At 52.5% G+C, this 21,929-nt stretch carries 30 protein-coding genes and 1 pseudogene; 1 reads left to right on the forward strand and 30 read right to left on the reverse strand.

The annotated features are described in order from the left end of the window. Nucleotides 1-42: 42 nt before the first annotated feature. From QNN88_RS01775 to QNN88_RS01850, 16 genes are read right to left on the reverse strand one after another with little or no spacing between them, the layout of a single operon-like run. Nucleotides 43-1,914 (reverse strand): phage tail protein, encoded by a 1,872-nt coding sequence (locus tag QNN88_RS01775; protein ID WP_414238705.1) that lies wholly within the window; start codon nt 1,912-1,914, stop codon nt 43-45. Next, the gene (locus tag QNN88_RS01780; protein ID WP_414238706.1) at nt 1,907-2,452 is read right to left on the reverse strand and encodes a phage tail protein I; all 546 of its coding nucleotides are present in this window, start codon (nt 2,450-2,452) and stop codon (nt 1,907-1,909) included. Before QNN88_RS01780 ends, QNN88_RS01775 begins: the two co-directional genes overlap by 8 nt. Then, complete coding sequence (locus QNN88_RS01785) at nt 2,449-3,393, reverse strand: baseplate J/gp47 family protein (RefSeq protein ID WP_414238707.1); 945 nt, start codon at nt 3,391-3,393, stop codon at nt 2,449-2,451. Before QNN88_RS01785 ends, QNN88_RS01780 begins: the two co-directional genes overlap by 4 nt. Continuing rightward, nucleotides 3,390-3,803, reverse strand: a complete 414-nt coding sequence (locus QNN88_RS01790; RefSeq protein ID WP_414238708.1) for a GPW/gp25 family protein — start codon at nt 3,801-3,803, stop codon at nt 3,390-3,392. Before QNN88_RS01790 ends, QNN88_RS01785 begins: the two co-directional genes overlap by 4 nt. Beyond that, nucleotides 3,766-4,431 carry a phage baseplate assembly protein V gene (locus QNN88_RS01795; protein WP_414238709.1) on the reverse strand — a complete coding sequence of 222 codons (666 nt, stop codon included), beginning with the start codon at nt 4,429-4,431 and terminating at the stop codon, nt 3,766-3,768. The genes QNN88_RS01790 and QNN88_RS01795 overlap by 38 nt, the downstream gene beginning before the upstream one ends. After that, complete coding sequence (locus QNN88_RS01800; RefSeq protein WP_414238710.1) at nt 4,431-5,048, reverse strand: phage tail protein; 618 nt, start codon at nt 5,046-5,048, stop codon at nt 4,431-4,433. The genes QNN88_RS01795 and QNN88_RS01800 overlap by 1 nt, the downstream gene beginning before the upstream one ends. Further along, the gene (locus QNN88_RS01805; protein ID WP_414238711.1) at nt 5,045-5,560 is read right to left on the reverse strand and encodes a phage major tail tube protein; all 516 of its coding nucleotides are present in this window, start codon (nt 5,558-5,560) and stop codon (nt 5,045-5,047) included. Before QNN88_RS01805 ends, QNN88_RS01800 begins: the two co-directional genes overlap by 4 nt. Further along, a complete protein-coding gene (locus QNN88_RS01810) occupies nt 5,560-6,120 on the reverse strand; it encodes a hypothetical protein (protein WP_414238712.1) in 561 nt (186 codons plus the stop codon). The genes QNN88_RS01805 and QNN88_RS01810 overlap by 1 nt, the downstream gene beginning before the upstream one ends. Then, nucleotides 6,117-6,737 (reverse strand): hypothetical protein, encoded by a 621-nt coding sequence (locus QNN88_RS01815; RefSeq protein ID WP_414238713.1) that lies wholly within the window; start codon nt 6,735-6,737, stop codon nt 6,117-6,119. The genes QNN88_RS01810 and QNN88_RS01815 overlap by 4 nt, the downstream gene beginning before the upstream one ends. After that, nucleotides 6,734-7,090 (reverse strand): hypothetical protein, encoded by a 357-nt coding sequence (locus QNN88_RS01820; RefSeq protein WP_414238714.1) that lies wholly within the window; start codon nt 7,088-7,090, stop codon nt 6,734-6,736. Before QNN88_RS01820 ends, QNN88_RS01815 begins: the two co-directional genes overlap by 4 nt. Beyond that, a complete protein-coding gene (locus tag QNN88_RS01825; RefSeq protein ID WP_414238715.1) occupies nt 7,090-7,353 on the reverse strand; it encodes a hypothetical protein in 264 nt (87 codons plus the stop codon). The genes QNN88_RS01820 and QNN88_RS01825 overlap by 1 nt, the downstream gene beginning before the upstream one ends. Before the next feature lie 51 nt (nt 7,354-7,404). Then, on the reverse strand, nt 7,405-9,477 hold the full coding sequence (locus QNN88_RS01830) for a phage major capsid protein (protein WP_414238716.1): 2,073 nt from the start codon (nt 9,475-9,477) through the stop codon (nt 7,405-7,407). Next, nucleotides 9,431-11,035 carry a phage portal protein gene (locus QNN88_RS01835; protein WP_414238717.1) on the reverse strand — a complete coding sequence of 535 codons (1,605 nt, stop codon included), beginning with the start codon at nt 11,033-11,035 and terminating at the stop codon, nt 9,431-9,433. Before QNN88_RS01835 ends, QNN88_RS01830 begins: the two co-directional genes overlap by 47 nt. Beyond that, nucleotides 11,032-11,571: a hypothetical protein gene (locus QNN88_RS01840; RefSeq protein WP_414238718.1), complete on the reverse strand. Its 540-nt coding sequence runs from the start codon at nt 11,569-11,571 to the stop codon at nt 11,032-11,034. Before QNN88_RS01840 ends, QNN88_RS01835 begins: the two co-directional genes overlap by 4 nt. Beyond that, complete coding sequence (locus tag QNN88_RS01845) at nt 11,561-13,612, reverse strand: phage terminase large subunit family protein (RefSeq protein WP_414238719.1); 2,052 nt, start codon at nt 13,610-13,612, stop codon at nt 11,561-11,563. Before QNN88_RS01845 ends, QNN88_RS01840 begins: the two co-directional genes overlap by 11 nt. Continuing rightward, a complete protein-coding gene (locus tag QNN88_RS01850) occupies nt 13,587-14,117 on the reverse strand; it encodes a terminase small subunit (protein ID WP_414238720.1) in 531 nt (176 codons plus the stop codon). The genes QNN88_RS01845 and QNN88_RS01850 overlap by 26 nt, the downstream gene beginning before the upstream one ends. Before the next feature lie 426 nt (nt 14,118-14,543). On the opposite strand from QNN88_RS01850, the gene QNN88_RS01855 reads away from it, so the two are divergent. Further along, complete coding sequence (locus tag QNN88_RS01855) at nt 14,544-14,966, forward strand: hypothetical protein (protein ID WP_414238721.1); 423 nt, start codon at nt 14,544-14,546, stop codon at nt 14,964-14,966. Between the two features lie 47 nt (nt 14,967-15,013). On the opposite strand, the gene QNN88_RS01860 is transcribed toward QNN88_RS01855, so the two are convergent. From QNN88_RS01860 to QNN88_RS01925, 14 genes and pseudogenes are all read right to left on the reverse strand, one after another. Beyond that, complete coding sequence (locus tag QNN88_RS01860; RefSeq protein ID WP_414238722.1) at nt 15,014-15,223, reverse strand: hypothetical protein; 210 nt, start codon at nt 15,221-15,223, stop codon at nt 15,014-15,016. A gap of 33 nt (nt 15,224-15,256) precedes the next feature. Beyond that, nucleotides 15,257-15,940, reverse strand: a complete 684-nt coding sequence (locus tag QNN88_RS01865) for a phage antirepressor KilAC domain-containing protein (protein WP_414238723.1) — start codon at nt 15,938-15,940, stop codon at nt 15,257-15,259. 295 nt (nt 15,941-16,235) lie between these two features. Beyond that, nucleotides 16,236-16,574, reverse strand: a complete 339-nt coding sequence (locus QNN88_RS01870) for a hypothetical protein (protein WP_414238724.1) — start codon at nt 16,572-16,574, stop codon at nt 16,236-16,238. Between the two features lie 218 nt (nt 16,575-16,792). Next, nucleotides 16,793-16,948 (reverse strand): hypothetical protein, encoded by a 156-nt coding sequence (locus QNN88_RS01875; RefSeq protein WP_414238725.1) that lies wholly within the window; start codon nt 16,946-16,948, stop codon nt 16,793-16,795. Beyond that, nucleotides 16,945-17,154: pseudogene (locus QNN88_RS01880) on the reverse strand (tellurite/colicin resistance protein); the annotation flags it as partial. The pseudogene QNN88_RS01880 and the gene QNN88_RS01875, both read right to left, overlap by 4 nt. Nucleotides 17,155-17,342: 188 nt before the next feature. Next, nucleotides 17,343-18,110, reverse strand: coding sequence for an antitermination protein (locus QNN88_RS01885; RefSeq protein WP_414238726.1), 768 nt, complete (start codon nt 18,108-18,110; stop codon nt 17,343-17,345). After that, on the reverse strand, nt 18,107-18,256 hold the full coding sequence (locus tag QNN88_RS01890; protein WP_414238727.1) for a YlcG family protein: 150 nt from the start codon (nt 18,254-18,256) through the stop codon (nt 18,107-18,109). The genes QNN88_RS01885 and QNN88_RS01890 overlap by 4 nt, the downstream gene beginning before the upstream one ends. Continuing rightward, entirely contained in the window at nt 18,253-18,864 is a 612-nt protein-coding gene (locus tag QNN88_RS01895) for a recombination protein NinG (protein ID WP_414238728.1), read from the reverse strand. The genes QNN88_RS01890 and QNN88_RS01895 overlap by 4 nt, the downstream gene beginning before the upstream one ends. A gap of 156 nt (nt 18,865-19,020) precedes the next feature. Next, on the reverse strand, nt 19,021-19,188 hold the full coding sequence (locus QNN88_RS01900; RefSeq protein WP_414238729.1) for a hypothetical protein: 168 nt from the start codon (nt 19,186-19,188) through the stop codon (nt 19,021-19,023). 114 nt (nt 19,189-19,302) lie between these two features. Continuing rightward, entirely contained in the window at nt 19,303-19,929 is a 627-nt protein-coding gene (locus tag QNN88_RS01905; RefSeq protein ID WP_414238730.1) for a hypothetical protein, read from the reverse strand. A gap of 80 nt (nt 19,930-20,009) precedes the next feature. After that, nucleotides 20,010-20,270, reverse strand: a complete 261-nt coding sequence (locus tag QNN88_RS01910; RefSeq protein WP_414238731.1) for a hypothetical protein — start codon at nt 20,268-20,270, stop codon at nt 20,010-20,012. 93 nt (nt 20,271-20,363) lie between these two features. Beyond that, nucleotides 20,364-20,618 (reverse strand): pyocin activator PrtN family protein, encoded by a 255-nt coding sequence (locus QNN88_RS01915; RefSeq protein WP_414238732.1) that lies wholly within the window; start codon nt 20,616-20,618, stop codon nt 20,364-20,366. Beyond that, a complete protein-coding gene (locus tag QNN88_RS01920) occupies nt 20,618-20,848 on the reverse strand; it encodes a hypothetical protein (RefSeq protein WP_414238733.1) in 231 nt (76 codons plus the stop codon). Before QNN88_RS01920 ends, QNN88_RS01915 begins: the two co-directional genes overlap by 1 nt. An 18-nt stretch (nt 20,849-20,866) precedes the next feature. After that, the gene (locus tag QNN88_RS01925; RefSeq protein WP_414238734.1) at nt 20,867-21,604 is read right to left on the reverse strand and encodes a DNA cytosine methyltransferase; all 738 of its coding nucleotides are present in this window, start codon (nt 21,602-21,604) and stop codon (nt 20,867-20,869) included. Nucleotides 21,605-21,929: the final 325 nt, after the last annotated feature.

A 21,929-nucleotide genomic window follows, 5' to 3' on the forward strand; every position in this document is an offset into this window, starting at 1 on the left:
GAATTGAGATATAAGAAAGCCCACTCGCGGTGGGCTGTTAACTTAGACGGGCGGCGTGGGCCACAATACCGGAGATTGAGTTAAATCGACGATTGCCGGGTCAGTCAGTTCAACAGCGTACTGTTGCAACTCCGCCAGCGCTGATTGCTGTTCTACTGTAGCTATGCCGAGCGCAACAGCAGATTGCAACGGGAACGCGGCATCAATACACGCGCGCAAGAGACGGTTGTAAGTTCGCATATTACTGGCAACTACTTGTTCCTGAGTCGGCGCGGGGATATCACTCCACGTCGGCATACCGTCATCACCCGCTACGCGATATTTGCCGTCAGGTGCGGAGCTGGCTGCAAACTCCGCAAAAACAGAATCATCAACCGAAATGGCATCATCGGGCCACGTATTGAAATAGATATAATCAGCGTATAGCTTCGCTGCATAAAACGCGTTATTTGCTGCCGAGTAGTAGTATTGCGACGTCAATTCCGGCAACTCAAGCAGTGATTTCGCCGCAGCCGGAGCAGTGCCTCCAGTTGCAATCCAATCAACACCTACCGCAATCGAACCGTTGTCAGCGGATAGTGACGCCCCAGTTTCTGTTATATCGTAAAAACCGACAACACCCGGATCTATTTTAAATTCAGCGGTAGTTCTGTTTGTACCACTTATAACGACACGTGTATTTGGAAACGCGATTGGATAACTGAAAGAACTACCCTGCCACACTGAATCTGTCGCCGTCTGGATAATAAAACCTGTACTGGTATCGTGGAACCAGCTACGAGCACCCAGCGACGCAGTATTCAGTTTTTGATACCCGGATAAATCCGTTGCAGGAGGGGCGTATGACGTACTGTAAAATGACTGCCCCGTCCACGCGCCGTCAGCATCTCGACAGAGCAGCACCATGGGTTTACTTGTATTGTAAGCTCCATATGCTGACGCAAATAAAACGCACTGCTGACAGTTGTCTCCTGAGTTAAAATCCGCCGCCAAAGTGTAAAAAGTAAGATACGCAATTCCATCCAGATAATTAGTAATAGCTGCAGGAACATTTTTACTTTCGCTCATATTAACGAGTTGATGCTGTCCTGCAATAAAACTATTACTGTCAAAATCAATGGTATTTGAGTCCTGGCTTGTCAGGCCGATACCCAACCAGCCAACAACGGGAACGCGGCCAGTTGTAACGTCAGTATCCGACTCTACAACGTCCAGAACCGCAGCTGTTTTCAGGCCCATATTTTTTCTACTATCTGCGGCGTCATCCAAATCGGACAGGTTTTTACTACTCTGGAGTGCACCTGTTATTCGGCTATCATCTCCAGCGGCTACAGTTCCGTCCGCAGTGCCGGTGTCTTTTGTGGCGGAGTTTCCCAGCCCGAGATACCCGCGCGCCGCTGACTGCGCAGAACTGCCTGCAGAAGCAATTTCGCTTAAGTATTTGTCCTGCCGTAAATACAGGGTATCCGCCTCACTCTCCGTCAGATACGTGGCATCTGTAACGGTTAGCGTAACGTCTGCTGTGTCTGAAACAGCCAGTTGAGCCAGAATTTCCAGCGATACAGCAAATCCGCTGTCTGGTGCGGGTTTATCCTGATTGGCGTAATTCCCGGTAGCGTACAGCGTACCGTCGGATGTGTAAATCGCGATACCACGGATCGTATATCCTCCACTTTTAGCAGGGATGACGCACTGTGCTACCAACGCAGAGCTATCGTCAGAACTGGGCGTTAATGAACTGATCGGCCCGCGATACTCTTCGTTAGCAAAAGTGGTCTGCGTGGGATCAGGGATAAAATCAACCCCGCCGTCACAGACCCCGAACTCGCTCAGTTCTACGGGCGTCCCACTGGTGTGCGCCGATACCTCAAGCGCTGCTCCAGCATCGGTTATAAGAATGTAGTAATCACTCATCTCTGGATTTGGCCTTTATAGTCACGGACTGGCGGACGTAAACAGCGCCGCCGATATAATAGTTACCGAATACCTTTTGCTCGTTTATCAGTATCCCGGTGAGATAGCTGCGGGCGTTTTTAACACTCGCTATTTGCGCACTAACCTCTGCGATTTGGTCTTGGGTAATGTCGTTACCGTGGATAGTTGCCCGGAACGTGTAAGGATCTGCCCTTGGGTCATCCTCGAACCATTCGACGATGTCGGTGACCACATCGAGAGAGGCCAGCGCACGTTTTACCGCACCAGGTGTACCGCGTGTTTTGTTCACCAGCGCGGCATTTTTTACAACGTCTCGCTGCTGCTCTTCAGTCCAGTCGGTATCCCAGTTCGCAATCGCGTTTTCCCAGGCAAGCCAGGGCAATAATTCAATGGGGCAGGTTTCCGCATTTTTAACCGTTCTGATATCGACAGGTCCATCGCTGATGTGTGCCATGACCTGCTCAAGCGCTCTTTCCGGATCTGTAGCGTTCGGGGGGAGCAATGTTGGGTAACTCATGACAGTTTCCCTTCTATCAGGGGCGCTTGAGTGGATGTGTCTGGTTGCTCTACCGCTAAGGTGATTGACGTGCAGTAGGTGGCGGCACCCGGGCCAGGGTCAATATTGGCGGTCGGTGAATCCAGCTTCACATCGTCAACGCCTGCCGATTTGGCACCTTTATATATCCCTGAAATAGATACCAGAGTGTCAATACGGTGTGTGCTGTCGGCGTATTTTTGCGTCGCCTCCAGTGAGGCCTGTTGCACAGTATCTGCACTTGGCCCCGCTCCAACTTCCAGCGTGGCAGAAATCTGGTACGGGATTATCTTTGCGGCTTTGACAGTGACGTAATCTGTCAGCGGCCGGACAAAATCACCAGATAAAATACCTGTGACCTTATCCAGCAAATCCTGATCGGGTGTGCCGTCTCCCGTATTTACCAGGAGATACACCCAGACTTCACCAGGTGATATTGCGTCTGGCCACTGTTGCGGCCCGTATGCTTTTGCGTCCAGGATGCTGCCGTCAGAGGACAGCGCGTAATACTCGTACGCCTCAATAGAGCCTGCAGTATTGAGTGCGTACCAACTCAGACGTATGCGCCGGCGGTACGCGTCGTCGGATTCCATTACAGCTGCAGTTGGAGGGATTGTGGTATTGTCGGCAGGAGTAACAACCAGACGTTCAACGTCGAAGTTGGCTCCCAACTGATCAAGATCCGCGCCTTTGGCGTACGCTACCAGAACAGCCAGTACACCCGAGTTAAAACGGGCAATATTGACCATTTCGCGATAAACCAGAATTTCCAGCTGCTTCATCGCCGGGTCGCTTTCCACCAGCGCGTTAAACGTTGGGTCAAGCGCCTGCAGTTCCGCCAGGCGCTGGGCCTTCAGGTCTTTAAACTTCGGCATCTCAATGATCGACGGCGGCGGTAACTGAGATAAATCAATGACGCTCATAGGCCAACATCCTCTAGTAATACAGTGCGCTCTGTCTCCACATCCGTCGCTGAAATTGTCAGCGCAATTTTCCCCGGCATTGGCGACGCAACTTTTACAGAGTTCACACGTATACGCGGCTCCCAACGTGCTAGTGCCACCGCAGTAGCCATCACAATGCGAATCTGGGTTACAGTGTCGGAAGGGTTATCAACGAGATCAGGTAAATCACTGCCGTACGTTTCCAGCATCACCCGGCTACCGAGTGGCGTGGTCAGGATATCGTTTACCGATTGCCGAATGTGGTCGATACCAGACAACGGCTGCCCGGTATTGCGGTTCATTCCCTGCATGAAGTTCTCCAGGCATAAAAAACCCGCCGGAGCGGGTTGGTTAGAATTTCTGATTTGGCGGGTTCGTTGTGCCACCACCGTCCCCGTTTTCCTGGTGGTCGTGCTCGTTGTAGGTTTCGCGAATTTTCGCCATCGAGCTGCTGGAATCGCCCTGGTCAGAAATATTACCGGTCGCGGAAATATTCCCTCCGGAGGACAGGTCGCCCTTAACCTCCGCTGTTTTCTCAACGGTCAGTGTCTCGGTAATCGTCACCGGGCCATCAAGCGTGATGCCTCCCGGCGCCTTGACACTGGCGGTGCCACCATCAGGTAATGACACGGCGGCGGCGTGCGTTGATGTATCATAAGAAACACTGGCGCCATCGCTGTATTTCGTCACATGCTCGGTCGCCGTGCTGCCGGCGGCAGTCTGGTTATCTGTGATGCCCAGCGGGTAAACAATGCCATTTTTTAGCACGCCGCCCTCGCTGAAGACGATCACTGGCGCACCAACTGCCGGCATATTCCAGGTAGTTTTTTCACTATCCGATGCAGCCCACCACAACAACCAATCGGAAACGTGTTCATCACCGTTCACTGGGTCTTTCCCGAACGTAACACGGCAGCGCGGTGGCGCAGCTTGTACGCTATGAATCGAGCCACGCTTAACCATGTTTCTGACCTGCTGCTGGAGCGCTGACACCTGATAAAGCAGGCTGTCGGCCATCAGGAATGCTCCTCAATAAACGACTTCATTTCCGCCCAGGCGGATTTGATTTTTGAGCCTTTGGTGGTGAATCCCAGGGAAACGGTATCCGGTACCGCCTGATCCTGCTCAAGACGCGCGCCGTAATGCTGTAGCGTCAGAGCCACGTTCTGGTGCTTTGCCTCGCTATTGAGCTTAAACTCATCAATGGTCCGGCTCATATCTGTCATTACCCAGAATCCTTTCACCTCACCCGCGCCAGTTACCAGCATCTGGGGAATTTTGCTGTTTGCCTGTAGGCGTAGCGCTGTAATCGGATTCACGACAACTTCATTTACCACACCCTGCTTTTTCAGGACCATCGTAAGAATCGTCTGATTAACCAGGTGTGCGTAGATCTCGCAATCGAATTTGATGGTTGGGCGTTTTTTACCGGTATATTGCAAACGGTCTGCACGCCCGAAACGGGATTGAGCCGCCCAGTTCCACGACTCTTGCGTTGTTAATTGCTTGTAGGCCATCGTATCGAGCTGAAAGATGAAGTCGCCCCACATCATCAGCGGTGGGAGCTGATCGAGATAGTTTTCCACCTGGTCGCGCAGGTTCGCGCCAATCAGCGCCAGCGGGTCAATTTTCATAGAATCAGGTTCAGAATATTGTTAGGTATGCCCAGCACATTAATACCGAGAATTTTTCTCAAACCGTGGATCGGGCTAATTTCAAGCAGCGGCACACCCAGATTTGTAGAAACTCTGTAGTACGACGCGGAGACCGCGATTAATTGCCCGACTTCGGCTTTATTGTCGCTCCCCTGGTCGTCCGCTTTCACCGATGTGATCATCCCTTCCACCTCTTCATCGAGATAAGTGACCCCAGAATCGTTAAGCACGCCACGATAGGCGCGCCGGACTGACAGCCTCGCCCGGATGCCTGGAATTGCGCCAAACAGCAGGATCGAACCGTAATCCATGCCGACACATTTATAGGTCGCTGTCATCGCTTTTGTACCACAGTCCACCGGTACCGGCGCGTTCATCGCACCGGCTTTAAACCAGCGGGTTTCGGTCGCAATTTCCGGCGGGATGTAGTTCACCATGTTGGGAACGTCGAAGCCGTTCAGCATCAGGGAGCAGCCGCGGTAAAGTGACATTAATCGCCCTCCTTCGCGCTGGCCACCAGCTCATAATCGTCCTTATGCTTCGGTCCGATATTCGGGAAGATACCGAACCAGAACTCTTTCGCGGTCGGATTGCCGGCAACCTCAAACGGATCGGTACCGACGGCCAGCAACTGGTTAAACGTGATAGCCCAGCTGGCATACGTGCTCTTATCGTTATCGGCCCATTGCACTGGCTCGGCTGACACCATCACCGCCGGAGCCATGCATGGACCAAATTGCCGGCCATGGATCCAGTCGGACATTTTCAACGCGGCATTACGTACCAGAACTTCAGGATCACCCTCTTCTTGATTAATTTCACCTGCCATAAAGCTGCGCAGAATATAGATTTCACACGTCAGATTCAGGGTAACATTGCCGCCCAGCTCTCGCTCTGCTCGCTCCCATGACGCAACATTGAAGAATACCGCCGGTGACGCAAAGCCGGCGGGAATATCAGGATAAAGGCCGGCGGTCACCACCCAGGGGATCTCGAGCAATCTGGCAACAACCGCATCCTGGTAATCATCGAGCCATTGAACGCCGTTCACTTAACACCTCCCGCCACGCGCCCGCGCAGGTCTTTTGAAAAATAATCCAGCAGCATGTCGCCGGCACCGACAAACACATCAGAATCAATCTGGCCTAACATCGGCTCGTAAATGGGTACCCGCGCCTCATTAACACGGCCATCCGTATTTCGGACCCAGATGGTGCGGCGGCCGTCGCGCTTAGCGACAAAAGAATTCGGGAATGATAGCGGGGGAATATCGGCGGCCTGTGGCGTGAATGATGCGCCAGCTGCGCCAGCTGCGCCACGGCCTTTAATAAACCGACCATCAGATCCGCGCTTCGGCTTTCGCCGGCTCTGGGGTTTAATTTTGCCTCGCAACGAGCTCACCGGGAGGCTATCCAGCCCGAACCAGATTTTGCCGCCGCCGGGTTTATCGCCCTTTCCTTTACTGACGAATACATGGACACGGCCCCGGACAATATGCCGCCCCTTGACACCCGTCCCCGAAATCATGGTGGCGCGCGCCAGACGCTCTAGCTTCGCTGCGGTCTGTCTGACGGCTTTGTTATACGCTGCCTTGCATTGCTCCTCCGTTGCGCCCAGCGCGGCGCGGAGCGCGTCAAACTCGCTGGCATCAACATAGAAACCACTCATAGCCGGGTCCCCCGGCGGTCGAGCTGGGAGGCCTGATACGGGGCCAGATAAACACGGCTTACGCCGGTACCATCCTGCTCGATGGCCAGCACGTACAGCGTTTTGCCGGCAACCGATACGGCACATTTTTTACTCAGGCCGGTGATATCGGTATCCGGTGCGGTAAACACATAATCATCACCATCAATTTCGCCGCCGCCGTCCATTCTCGTCCGGGAGAACGGCTCGTCATAAATAACGTTGATATCGCGTTTCGTACCGTCCGCCAGCGTCAGGCTGGCCACCACGGCAAAACCGCCGTCATCGTCAGTATCAAAAAACGCGGTGAGGTCTTCCCACGCTGGCGCTGGCATTATTTTTTACCCTTTTTATCGCTATCCGCATATGAGGTACCAGCCTGGCAAGACACTACTTCGGGTTGGCCTTCTACCTGTTCAGTCGACTCCACAGCCGCCAGTTCGTCGGCGGTGAGGTCGCGGATTTTTTCGTTATACTTCAGGCTGCCATACTCAGATTTCGATAATTCGACAATATCGCCAGGCTCGGCAATTTCACCGTCAATCATGAAAATTTTGGTGACAACGCCACGATAAATTTCAGGCTTTTTAATTCGCATTGCTTCATTACTCCATCATGTGAAGCGGGCCGCACTAGCGGCCCGTAGATATTACGCGTCCGGGGCGGTGTAGCGACCAACACAGAAGGATTCTGCGTGACGGACAGCGAAATCGATATCCTGCAGAACAACCAGGCGCAGCCCGCCTGATTTACTCAGAGATTTATCATCGACGTTCAGATCCAGGCCACCCCACATCCCAACAATCAAATCACTGAAATTCCCGAAGAAAACATCACCGTCAGTGATCTGGTTAGTTACCTGCGCACCGTAGCCGTTAATCTGGTTGCCAGGCTCCCAAATGGTGCCAGGTACGCCCCCAGTAGCGAATTTCAGCGTGCTTTTGGCGTAACCACGCATTCCGGCATTCACGACATAGGCCATACCAGCGACATCGGCGTTATCCGTTGCAATGGCGGTTTCCATCGCCACCAGCTCCTGATAAGTCGGACTGGAGGCGGAAAAGGCAACAGCGTTAACCCCGGTGGTTTTGGAGATACCCGTTGGCTGATTGCTCGCGCCGGTACCGTAGTAACCCGCCAGGTCAATCGCCAGCCCCACCGCTGCCAGCAGATCATTACGTACCAGCATTTCAGCGTCCGGAGTGGACTGCTGGAGCAGTTTGCGGGTGATATCGGTGTACGCACCTACCGTGTGCGGCGCCAACGTCACCTGACCGGTAACTGGATCGCCTTCCGTCGTGTCCGCGCCTTCACCAACCCAGTACGCGGTCGCTCCGCCGGTTTGTTTCGGGATATCCACATTCCCAACCAGACCGCCCATGGAGTGCGCCAGCTGCATGATGGTTGAGCGTGGGCGCAACATATCGATAAACGAGCCGGCCAGCAGTTCAGTTGCAACAATGTTGCCACCGCCAGCAGTAGTGCTAAACGAGCGCTTGCTGAAGTTACGCAGGACATCTTCCGGGACGATGAAGCCCTGCGCGGTGCGGCCGTACTGTTTCTCTGCGGTATAGCTGCATTCGATTTCAAATTCAGCCGCTTCGCGGGCGCGACGATCGAGCGGATTAGCCAGCGCGCGGACCAGGTTAAAAATGGAATAACGACGGATCTCGTCCTCGCTCATACCGATGCCGTTATCGCGCGCGCCGGCATCATCCAGAGGCTTGTTACCGTCGCGTTGATGATCTGCCGGTTTAGCCGGTTCCGGCTTGCCGCCCTTCGAGCGAATATTGATGTGTTCCAGCAACTGGCGCTGAAATTCTTCGGCTGTGGTCCCTTCGGTGATAGCTGTCATGCCCAGATCACGTGCATCATATGCCTCGGCCATTTCGCCGATAGAGCGAACGCGAGCTTTTTCCGCCTCAATGCCGCGTTTTTCAGCGTTGCGCGCTTCATCACTGGCGCTCTCGATAACCTCCAGCACCTGGGTAATATTTCCTGCTTCATCTACCATTGCGCGGACCAGATTGCCGGCGTTATCGCGAAGAGTTTTTTCCTTCATTGTTCTTGCCTTATTTTCATTGCCGGGTTTCGGCAGTTGGTTTTTATTTGAGGTGTTGCTCGCATCACGATCTACGCCGACGGTGTCATCAGCAGGTACGCTCACAAACGAGATTTCATAGGGTTCCCAGTCTGTGACGCGGTAGACGTGGGTATCACCATCACGGGTTTCATCCAGTTGAGCGCTCAGGACTCGATAACCGACTGAAATTTTGGTGCGGATTTTGTCCGCTACGTCCTGGAGGATTTCACTCGCCCGGGCGCTGCGGCTGAACTTCACTACCGCACGCCCTACGCGGTCAGCATCAATAGTCGATGAAATAACTACGCCAATCTGATCCTCCCAGTTATGGTCCATCAGTAACGATGCACCATTGTTCAGCCTGTCCATTCGGACGCTGGCGGGGGAATGATCAAGAATTTCGATACCGTACCAGCGCGGCACTTCGGCCTCAGACGAAAAAGCCAGCTCTACCGTGCGTGCTTCGAGATCCACATTGCGGATCTCCATTGGCATCTGGCGGGTGGGTGGTTCTTTGTTGAAGTCGGGAAGTTGCTGGGGGGGGGCACTACGGGTAAAAGAACGACCAAGCCATTCTGGGGTTCGGTCGGGATTATTCGGTTTTGGCTGTAGTGGCGGGGTCGCCATCTGTTTCTCCATTGTCTTTTCCTGTCAGGAGGTGTTTGTCCATGCCCATACTCTGCATGACCAGTTTTTCCGCCGTCTCCCGGCTAATCCCCTCAGCCACCAGCGCTTCAATTTGCTGCCGAACGTCGGCGGCCGTTTCGCGATAGATGGCCTCTGGGTCTCCACCTGCCTCACGAATGATGCGTGACGGAGAGGTAAGTAGATTGTTTTTTGAACTCTGCTGGGCATCGGCATCGGCGCGGGGATCTACCCATGACCAGCGGCGCGCCTGCCACTTAACAGAGAGGTAGGATGCGAGTCTTTCTGCTGGTAACGGGCGCCCTTTTTTATTGACGACACGGCCAGTGAGCAGCGCCCGGCGCAACCACGCCTCGTATACGGGGGTGAGTAAGTTCTCGGTGAACCATTCCTGCAGTTCTTTCCAGCGTTCACGCTCCTCGAGTACGCCCTGGCGAATACTGGAGAAATTAACGCCCTCCAAATCACTGGCGAGCGAGGGATATGAAACACCAAGGCCGGAGGCCGCACCCTGCAGCATTTGTTTGGTGAAGGATGCAAATTCCCCGTTCGGGTATTGAGGATCCCAGGAGGCGATATCCACACCTTCAGGAAGAATGGGTATCTCACCAGGACCGCCATCAACGAGGATCTCTTCAGGTTCGTCAGTGTCAGGGGTATAACCCTCAGCATATTTTGCAAACGCCATTTTGCCGGCGCTGGCTCGAGCGTTAATCAGCGCCGTCGTTTCCATACCGTCGAGCTGGCGCAGACGATAGAGCACGCTGGACAGCCAGGGCAGTCCACGGCGCTGATTTGCCATCTCTTCGACGAAGCCATGAATAATCTCCTCCGCCGGCACGCGCAAATAGTCCTGCCCGTTGTATTGATAGTTATCCGTTGCGTTATCCATCGTGCTGAAGTAGTACGCAACGGCGCGCCCGTAAGCGTTGAACTCTATCCCCTGGCGGATAAATCCGCCGCCGGGGAGACCGGACCGCTTCATGTTGACCGGACAACGCATAGGATCGATTACCTGTAGGGCAAATCCCCACGGCCCGGCATCAGCCCCCCACACCATTCGGACAAAGAACTCACCATCTTTAGCCGCACTTTCAACACATGCCGCCTGAATACCGCGCCATGATAACCGCCCGCGAATATCGCAATTACGACGGTCGCCCCACGCCTGGAATGCTGTTTCCAGCGCAGCGTTTGCCTGCTGGTCAAGCGCCCCCTTCCGCGTGCGTACCTTCGCCTGCAGACGGATACCGTCAGGGCCAGAGATATTGTTTGTGCATAATTTGATGTACTTTCGCGCATAGCCGTTACCAGCGACCTGCTGCCGGGAGCGGGCCACCAGCGACAAGAGAAAGCGCTCGACAATCCAGTCAGCAGACACCGGCTGCGTACTCCAGCCGGTTGTAAATCGATCGGTTTCACCGGCATCGATAAAGGCAGCACCCAGCGCGCGCTTTGACGTTGACGGGCGGCGTCTGCTGGTGGGTTTTGTTGCCGGTACCGGATCAGGAGGCGCAGCCGCACGTGCACCAAAACTGAATGGCCACTTCATTTCATCACCATCATGATTCTGCGGTTAAATGGGTTTTTACCGAGCCGCCGGGACTTCTCCCGGTTCACCTCGGCGCGGAACTGATTACGCAGGGCCAGCAGGTCAGCAATCGGTGTTCGGCTCAGTTCGCGATCATTAATTCGGTAACTTTGCTGGTCCATCGATGCGCGTTTTTCGATAACAGCATCAATCGCCTCGAGCACGCGCTCGGCATATGTCCGGCCATCAAAACCGGTGGGGACATTCGCGATATCTGGCGCAATGGCTATCTCACCCTTGCGCATTTCAATGACATCATCTCCGCTACTACCGCGCACGGCGAACCAATAGTCGCCTGGCTTCCAGGCTGCGGTCGTGGCGGCTTCAGCGTAAAAAATAAAGCTGTCTCCGCAAGCCGTTGCCTGAATATTGATAGTGGATGGACCCCGCAACATTAACGTTCCCTGCCAGCTGGATGCCGGGAAGTTATCGAAGCTCAGTTTTATTTTGAAGGTGAGACCGGCCGTAATAACGGTCGGGATAAAATTAACGCCCATTTCTTCCCCGTCCCGCTTTGCGGGTTTTTATTTGTTTATCGAGTGAGTGACTTTTCCTGATCCTTACCTCAACGGTGGCAGGTGCGTTTTCCGGTACGCCTGACTTCTCGGCCGGTTCAGTAACTTCTTCCGGTTCCGGGATAGTGATTTTTGCAGCCGGCAGCCGCACGCGGCGATCGGGTATTTTTTCGCTGCCCTCTATCTTCAGGCGCTTCGCGAGTTGCTTAAAGGAAGGTGACATAATCTTCAGCGCTGCATAGGCATAACCACGACAGTCCAGCGCTTCATTTCGCGCCTTATCTGGTTTCTTCCACTGCCGAACAGCGAACCCTTTCACGTAGTGCAATGTGAGTTTTTCCGCGGTTAGCTGCTGGAACCACTCCGCTTCACGATCTGCGGGAAAATGGCAATATCCCGGACCGGGAACGGTCAGCTGCAGCCGGCGGGAAACCACCAGCTTGACTTGATCCACGCCAACCAGGAACAGGTCCACATTTCTGCGTTTTCTCCCGGATTGTTTTCGCTGAGCTTTGCCCACAACGGGGCGGTCCCAGCCTGCAACACCTTTGATGGCAAAAAGACGCCTCCCGGTGCGCCCGGCGGCGTAGTCGTATGCGGCCTGCGTATAACCTTTGTTACCGCCCGTATCGAGACACGCCGCACTAACAGGCAGAACAGCGCCTGATTCGTGCTCCCACGTTTCAGCGAGAAGATCGTCTAAATCATTCCAGGGGTCAGGCATCATGGGGTCGCCCCATATGACAACGTAACCGAGAGACCATGACTCTTCACCCACGCCCCAGCCCACAATTTCAACCTCAAGGCGATCGGGCTGCATATCGATGCCGGCGGTGATATAGAGAACCCCCAACGGTGCAGCAGCGGAATATTCTTCGCGCCGGGCCATCAGGCTATCCGGATCAATTTCTTCTGCCGCCTCTTCCCACGTTCGGGCCAGGCTGACGTTGGTAAACGTCTGCAGATCGCCGGTACGTAACTTGTCCAGGTAATCACGGACGATTGCCGGTACGGTGCGGAAGACACTATAGAATTCGTTGAGGTGGTAACTGGCGTGACCGTCAAACGGTCGGAGCGCTTTCCAGCCCGCACCTTTTGATTCAGCCTGGCGGATAGCGGTAATACGCTCCCCCTCGCTCCACTGGCAGCCGCATGACGGGCAATACAGATGAGCGGTGTCAGGCTTTTGCTCATCGATGGCCACCAGCGTTTCTTCGTGGGTTTCGCGCTGGCCATCCCAGCGGACATTCTCCCATTCAATCGTCACATGCTCGTCACAATGCGGGCAGCAGACGAAGAAATGACGCTGATCGCCCATCTCGTAAGCGCTCTCGATATACGATGCGCCTTTAATCGTTGGAGTGCTGATTTCGACCAGAAAACGCTGGTCGCCAAACGTTGCAGAACGCTGCCAAAGCAGGCCGACAGGATGCCCCTCGACCGTACGTAAATAGCCGTCAACTTCATCACAAACAATTTTCGGCGCCGAGCGCCCACGCATGGTTTTCGGCGAGCCTGCCCAGGCGAACATCAGGAAGCCGCCGGGGTAGGATTTCATCTTCTGGTTGTTCACCCCATCGCGTCCGCGTGGTTTCGCCAGCACGCCGCTAATCTGCGTGCACTCTTCGGCCATGGGGTTAAATTTGGTTTCCAGCCAGGTGCGCAAATCGTCCTGGCTCGGTTGCATCATCATCTGACTCGCCGGCTCGGCGGCGATGTGATAACCCTGAATACAGAGCGCCAGCATGGTCTTGCCAACCTGCGCGCCCCACATCAGCGTGATGCGGTAGCAGTCCGGGTTAACGGCCATGTCCATGGGTTCGCGCTGGTACGGTGCGTTATCCAGACGCAGCAGGCCGGGAACGGCGTTGCCTGCAGGAATTTTGACGTTCTTCTCAGCCCACTCCGATGGTTTTAATTTGGGGGGAGGCAACAGGTGCTTGAGCGGAGGTCGCGCAGCAAGAGCTACGGCATCGAGGTTGTAAAATTGCGATTGGTTATTGCGGGTCGCCGTCACCTCCATTGCTGTCACCTTCCGTATAACCGTCCGTTAAATCAGCTTTAGCCAGTTCCTCCAGAACGATATCGATCTCCATCAGCATCACCTGCTTGAATTTGCGGGGATCTGATTCGCCAATCAGTTGTGAAACGCAGCGAGTCGGTAAATTGCGGATACCAGCGCGAACCTGAGCAAACACATGACTCATCATTCCCGACATTAGTTCCAGCGGGGCAACATCACCCCGAGCCTTTGCCAACTCAAGCTCAGCCATCACTGTTTCGGCTTCAAGTTTTCTCAGCTTGAGTTCGTCTTCCGTTAACGTGGTCTGACCGGTTGCAGCCTTGACCTTGTGATCCTCTCGCCACTGCGCTACTGCTGCGGTATCAAACACCCACGCCCGGCTCTTGCTTCCCTTTACAACGTAAGGGCAACCGGCATTAATCCAACTGGTGATTGTCGGGAGAGATACCCCCCAAATACTGGAAAGTTCAGCACGATTAGCCTTAATGCCAACAATCTCACTCATTTACCCTCCAAGAAGAAAACAACAATCCATTAAAAATCAAATAGTTAAAATAAAAAACATGGCTTACTTTCTTCTTGAATTTGTATTTTCATATTGATAATCAAAATGTTAACGGAAGAAGAAGAAAGTCAGATCCAAAGTTCCACGCACAACGCGAAAGCTGCGGTGCGTTGGCCCCCACGGTGCCACCCCCTCGGGAAGTACCTTTATAAATTGATAATTGTTATCACTTAGGTGGTGGCGGATCCGGTCGTCGGGCCGGTGCCTCTGGTGGGCGTGGCATGGGCAACTTGCGTCCCTTCGATATGTCCTCTCAATAATCACTACGCAGCTCTGGCTGGGTGCTGATTACTTTACCGCCACACGATTTGAGACAAAGGATTAGAGATAGCTCGGTAAAATTTCCATTTTTACAGGGAAATTAAGATGTCTCAGCCAAATATTGAAAAATTTAATACAATTGCTGGATTGGTGCTGGCAAATTTATACGATGCCTACCCTGAGCCGACCAGGTTAGATACCTATAACTACATCGTTAACCTTGATGAGCCGGATTGCCCTGTTACTGCATGGGCAAAAAGAAGTAGAGAAAAAAGATTTATTGCAGAATCTATTGAGCGACTTAAGGAAGCCGGCCTGCTAAATGCAAGTGCCATTTCAGAAAACTATTTTTATAACGCTGTGCTTACTGTGAAAGGGCTTGAGTGTCTGAAAAAAGTTCCTGATAACCTTAAGCCTAATGTTGGGAAAACCTTCACAGAGCATCTCAAAAATGTTGGAGCAGAGGGATCAAAGATCATTTTTAACCAACTGATAACCTTTGCCCTCACCTTTACTCTCAACTCTTAACGTAATAACTCACTATCGAGCGCCATCGCAATGACGCTCTGTAATAATTACTCAGTCTCTGCGGTCGTTGACTGCTGTTCACACGAACCACCAGCAGAATTAATACAGCCATTCGGCGTAGTGATACTGGTTCCCGGTGCGATAGCGACGCGCTTCACAGTGGTACCGTTAGTACCAGTTGCCTCGGTATAGGTGGAACAGGCAGACAGCGCGCACAGCGAAGCGCCCGCGATAATGGCGAGTACGATTTTCTTCATTGGGATTACCTTAATAGAGGTGTGAGGAGCGGCCTAAGCCGCATCCAGTTGCTTTGCCATAAGGATTTCAGCAATCCACTGAATCCCCTTAGGCGTGAATTTAACCTGAGTAAAAGCGTGCCCGTTGCCAGCCTCGCCCGTTTTCACAGTGAATCGACCTGCATCGATGTGCTGCGAGTATGGGGTTAGCTTTCCAGCAAGGTAGTACATCCCTTTCTGATCCACCAGCAGACAACGGAATTCATTCTCTTTCACCTTCAGCAGCTTGCAGGCCTCACGGAAGCCGAGAGAACCCTTGGCGGTAACGTAGCTATCAACGAACTCAACTTTAGGAGCGGCAAGTGCGAGCTGGCTTTCGAGCTGCTGACGCTGCTCAACTTCGATAGTAAGAGCCTTCAGAGCCGATAGGTAATCACCGGGCAACGACGGCTTGGCACTCTTCTCTTCCAGCTCCTGCCAGCGATCAACCAGCCTGGCGGTAAACTCCGGGGACAGTTGGGCGACAACGACATAACTGTCGCGCTTCCCAATAAGGTACTCGCTGTATTCTTGCCCATTCTGCGGGTGGGTGTACGCCGTCGGCGCATACCCCTCAATCAGCCCACCAGCCATCAGTCGCTCTATTGTTCGACACACGTCAGCGTGGCGGGATTCGACAAGATCCGCAATTTCGCGGCTGAACATCGTTATGTTGCTGGTTACAGATAGTTCTTTCATCGATTAAGCCTTTTAGTGATGAACCTTGTTCGCACAGGAGATCCGGCCCTCAGAAGGCAACCGATAGCCAGCCGGTTCCTCAAGGGTCATCCTGAAAGGTTCTGAGTTTTTGGCGCTTGCGACAGCGCAGATACAAAAAGCCCCGCTTATGCGAGGCTTATTTAGAGTTTTATGCTGGTGCTATTTCGGATGAATGGATATTTCCCCGGTAATTTTTCAACTACCATTCAATGGCGTCGGAATAATTCACTGGTTTTGCGTGTTGGCCATCACCACTTTGCAGAATTTTATAAAATCAGTCTATCTTCACTTTAGCGCCGGTATAGCGATGAATCGCCCACTCAATTGAACGCCGGATCCCACGAACACCACAGGCGGCAATAATAAAAGCCACGTCGTAACTGGAAAGGTGGATGCCAAGAAATGCAGGAAGTGCCGGGATATGTGGGCGAAATACGTGGATAAGAACGAGACTAATCAACCCCTCACCTGTCGCCTTTCGCCATTTCCCGCCGAAATATAATAACCGTCCCAATTCCACCAGCAAGATGATCAGCGACAGATAAACATCTTCCTTGTAGCGCTCGAACAACTGCATTAGCGCGTAAAACAGCGTCGGCACTCGATGCGGCATAAGTGCCTCCTGTATAAGTAGCGCCTCGCCCACTGCGTACACGGAGTATCTGAGGATGATTGGGCGGGCGCGTATTCGAATAAAAAACCCCGGAAGTGACCGGGAAAACGAATCAAAGCAATGTTTTCTGCAAACCCCACCGGGAGGATTTAACGACACACCGATAGTGAGAAGTTACCGATGAGGTTTGCAGAAAACGCCCCTCGGGGCGTTATTATTTAACGATATCGAAGCCGCCAGACGGCAACAACGATGGCAGCGACCCCAGCGGCCAGGAGCATTTCAGCCAGTGTATGCAACACCGCCCCGGCAAAATGCACCAGAATCACCACCAGCAGCAGCGCGGCAACCAGCGCAGCCGCGTAACGTTTCACAGATAGGCATCCAGATTGAGTTGCAGCGCGCCAGCAATTTTCTTAAGTACCGCCATTTCCTCATCGCCGATACCGTCCTGATCCGCGATATCGATACACAGACACAGAACAGACTCAGCGTCAGGCGTGTTGGCTACATCAGCCAGTTCGCGATATGCCTGAACGTTAGCGCTGCGTGGGGAAGCTTCGTAACGGGCGCGGATATGAAAAAAGCCCCGGGATATGCCAGGGCTGGATGATATGTAGCTGTAAAAAGCAAAAAACCCCGCCGAAGCGAGGTTTTAAATTTTAAAACGTTACAGGCGTAATAGCCCATCGTTAGAAGCAGCGTAACCAATTTCCGCCACTTTTGCAATAGTGCATTTTCTTAAGGGTCGTTATTTGCTCGCCAACATTACCGCGTAACCATGTTCAGCATCCTCTCTGCATACGATTCTTCTTCATGACAGTGGGTTACCAGGCGATCAAAGAAGAGCTTATAGCTTCTCCGCCACGTGGTTTCGGGAATGCCAAGCGCCTTGAAAATTTCCGTATCCTTCATTCGTGGATACCCACGCCCGGTACAACGGGGGCATGTCTTATAAACGGGAACTCCCTGCTGTTCACTTTTCTTTTTATCGACAACCTCACCTCGTCCACGGCAGCGGCATTCGTTTTTAACCTGGCCCTTTCCTTCGCAGGATTTACACAGCACTTTTACCTGCTCGCGAACTTCACGGCGGTGCTCATTAACCACCGATAGCGCCCTTGTTCGCTGGGAGGCAATTTTCATCGTGAACACCTCAGCATTAATAAACTTATCGCCGTTGCAGTTGCTGCACGTTACCAGGCTGGCAGCACTCAATGAATAGTCTCGGAAGACGTAACGCGCCAGTATGCGTATGAGTTCAGCCCGCCGGGATCCTTCTATCTTTTGTAATGCGCGGTTACGGTGGCCGCGTTCGGTGGCGAGCTGCTCGATATAATTAATAATATTGTCTACTGGCAGAACTCCAGCTTTTGCCAGATAAAGCTCTATGCCGATCGCAGCTTTTGCCGTGACCAGACCAAGCGATGCCATCACATCAGTAATGGTCAGAGTTTCCGCAGTAATACCGCATGGTATCGCACCAGGCATCATCGATTTCGGAGAAAAATATTTAACGATAGATTCTAAATTCATGATTTCTTCTCCAGCACATTCAGTAATCGACGGGCTTCATTCTGTAAAATTCGATAGTCAGCCAGTACAGAACCAGCAAAACGGTACAGGCGCAGTAAACGCCATTTCTCTCGCAGCGATGTAACCACAAGGCGATTAACAATCATCGTGCTGCCCCCCGCTTTTTCAGAGCGCGTAAATCTGCCAGCGCCTGCAGACGGATTTCCTTCAACTCTTCTACGGTCCACCGGTGTGTGGTGTTGTCGTTCTCCAGTTCCAGAACAGCTGGTTCACCGTATTTTTTCACCAGCCCGATGCGGTAAGCCTCAATATTCCCTGACTTATGAACATTGCAGACGTCACACTGGAGATTAATATTGATGCGGGAAAAACGGAGGTGGCTGGCGGCGGCGGTCGTACGATAGTGGCCTGCATGCCATGCGAATGCCGTTTTCGTTCCACAGGAAATGCAGCCTTCACCGTTGACCAGATCGGTTTCACGGCGTATGTCGTTCACCGCGCGCTGGGTGTAGTCGATCCAGTGTTTGAGGGGTTTTACTGCGTCTTTACGCTGACGCCAGGCAGCACGATCTTTCTTGCGCTGTTCGCGCTGCCGGGCAGCAGCCTTTCTTTGCGTGGCTTCACGAGCCTTTTTAGTCTGCTCTTTGGCGACCACACTGGCGCACTCAAAGCAGCAAACTATCTGCCCGCTACGGACCGGGTTAAACCACTGGCGGCAGGATGCATTTTTGCACTTGCGACGAGGTTGCCTCATGCCGCACCGCCTGGGTGCAGACAAACAGAAACACCGCAGATGATTACTGCAGCGCGGTACGGGGTACTACTTTGTAGGTGCGCCATAACTAATCCTGGTTAGGCGCGACGATTCAGTTCCGGTTGTTCATGCCGGATGAGTATTATAGCCTGCTAATTATTCCTTTGTCACTGTATAACCAGCTGCCTGCAGCAGCTCAATCAGGCTCTCCAAAGTTGCAATTCTGTGTCGGCCGGAAATGACGGTAACAGCCGTTACAGCCCCGTTGATAATAGTCAGCACAGCTCTGCCATTATCAGGCAATAAACTTAGAAAATCGCTCATAAAACCTCCAGAAAATATCTGGGGCTATTTGTACGATGAATTAGTATCCAAAAAAAGACTTAAAGCCTCAAAAAGTTGGGACAAAGGGGTTTGTACCAGAAAACACGAGAAAAATTAAAAACTACGCAACCATTTTCTTATGGTTTCTTCTGCAGGAGGTCGCTCATAATTAACTGAAAGTTTACTTCTTACATCACGTGCAACATTAGGTCCGGTCGCCTCCGGATGGCGTCGCATATACTCGCCGGCCAGCTCCATGGCTTCTCTGTACAGCTTGTGTTTTGGCTTACCACCACGCATCCCAGTAAAATGCGAAGCATCTCGGATGCGATACAACATCACCGCTGGCCGCATCAGTCTGTGCAGGTATTTCATTGCGTACTTATCCCGCCCCTGCACCACCAGCAGACAAAATGACAACGCCTCAATATCGTAAAAAATTTCTGACACACGGAGAGAGTCACATAATCGTTTTGCCGTCACGATCATGAAATCCATAGCAGGATCCCCCGAGCGCTCTTCCTGGTGATAGTCATAAAGTGAATCGCAGGTAATTTCAGAGAAGTTTAAATTTGGCCTGGTGGCGGCAAGCTCCATAATTCCTGCTGACAGGGTTTGGAATAATTCAGAAATGCGGCTAACGTATACCGGATGCTCAATAATCACGCTATCTCTGGTTCTGATAAAATCTAATCCGGAGACAAAGGATCGTCGCCAATTTTTGTAAACATCTTTCATCATTAAAACTCATAAATCAAAAAATATAATTCAAATTATGAATTATTCTACGCGCAAAGTAATCATACGAAAGATGAGAAATCCTATGGTTCGAGCTGAAAATCGTCGTCAAAATCCCATGCCTTTCTCTGTACGATATCCAACCCATCAATGAACCGCAGGCCGTCAAAAAGAGACACGGGCTGCTCCAGTTCAAGCCAGAAACAATCGTCGTATACCCTGCCCAGCCAATACCCACCGCCGCATTCCTTCGGGCGCTGGAAAAACGCCCATTGCCCAGGAAGATAGCTTTCAAGGCTCTGTCCCCGATAGATAATCTGGTAATTCGTATCCTTGACGCCCATATGCACACCCAAAACACTGTATAAATATACAGTATCATTTTTTCAGGATTGATCAAGTATGCATAAAAAACCCGCCGTAGCGGGTCATGGACGTTAACTATTGATATGTTCGTAAAGCTCTCGCGCCTCTTTCCTTGCCCTGTCTATTTGTTCTGCCAGGTCACTCAGATGCACAAGCCGTGGCGCTTTTTGACTCTCCCCGATCCGAAACGTTGGCAAAGTCAACTCACCTCGTAGCGCCTTTTTCTCTGCTGTAGACGGCTTTATACCCAGATACTTTTCACAGATATCAGATAGCGCCGGGGTCACCGTCTCAAATTCTGCCATGAGGAAATATAGAGTGTTCATTAGGATTTATTAACCTCGTCAGCCTTGAGGCGCTCCTTCGCCCTTTCAATAATCTCGCCCAGATCCTTCAGATTTGCGCGAGGCACCTCCTCCATTCGGATGATCACATCGGTCCTTACTGGTATCTCACTCATGGCTGCATGAGCCTCCTCGCAATTATTAAAACCGGAACCGCCGTTAATTTGCGGTACGCAGTCAGCGCAAATCCCGCATTGTTTGTTATTGGTCATTTAATCAATCTCCCTTACTCAGCCTGATTGTGTGAATTGCGGGTCCGTTAGTAGTGCGGCGAATGCTGCTGCAGCCACTCTCGGAACTTGCCCATTGCCAAGGGCTTTAATTTGGTCCACCCGATGGGCCACCCCATTAGCCACTCTTCCCACCTCGGGTTCAACAGGCCACCAACCTGGTCGTTGAGGTTCCGTGAGCGTCGCGGATCGTTCCATCTGTCCAGAGAGCCAGACCGGTAATCCCTCGCCTGTGGTGTCGCGAACATTTCTCCCGACCAGCCACAAACGGTCTCGCTTATGAGGCGCACCAAGTTCTTTTGCTGAAACACGACTCCATCGGCAATCAAACCCAATTTCGGCAAGGTCACTGATGACTCGCACAAGTCCTCTTCCAATAAGGAGCGGTGAGTTTTCCACGAAGACGTATTTAGGTCGTACCTCATCGATGATTCTTGCCATTTCCTTCCATAGGCCTGATTTTTCACCATCGATTCCTGCGCCGCGGCCGGCCGAACTGATGTCCTGGCAGGGAAACCCGCCAGAAATGACGTCAACAATTCCTCGCCATGGCTTTCCGTCAAAACTGCGCACATCAGACCAAATCGTGAAAGGTCGGAGAATTCCATCGTTTTGTCGTTGCGCGAGAACTTGTGCGGCGTAGGCATCACGTTCAACTGCGCAAACCGTTCGCCAGCCAAGGATGTGCCCTCCGAGTATTCCTCCGCCAGCGCCTGCGAAAAGAGCCAGCTCATTCATTTTTCGCCTTTTGAGGTTATCATTCTGTTACCACCCCTTAAATGTGAGTCCAGCCGTGCGCAAGCGCGAATTTCATCAGCAAGCCACCCACAATCATTCCCCCACATAAACAAGTTAAATACTTTATGCATGTTGTTACCGCCCCTTGCGGGGCGTCTCCGTTAGGCTGTGGCGCGTGATGCGCTACCGAAAATCTTGTGAATCTTGTATCCGCTCCAGTTCTGGCGGCATTGTTCGAAGATGTCTGGTTTTGTGCGTTCACAGGCCAGAGAGCCCTTTCTCTTCTCCCGGAAATACAGTGTGTTTCCTACTTTCCGAGTGACCG

Origin of the sequence: Citrobacter sp. ANG330 (assembly GCF_047467925.1) — a bacterium.
GTDB lineage: Bacteria > Pseudomonadota > Gammaproteobacteria > Enterobacterales > Enterobacteriaceae > Citrobacter_A > Citrobacter_A amalonaticus_G.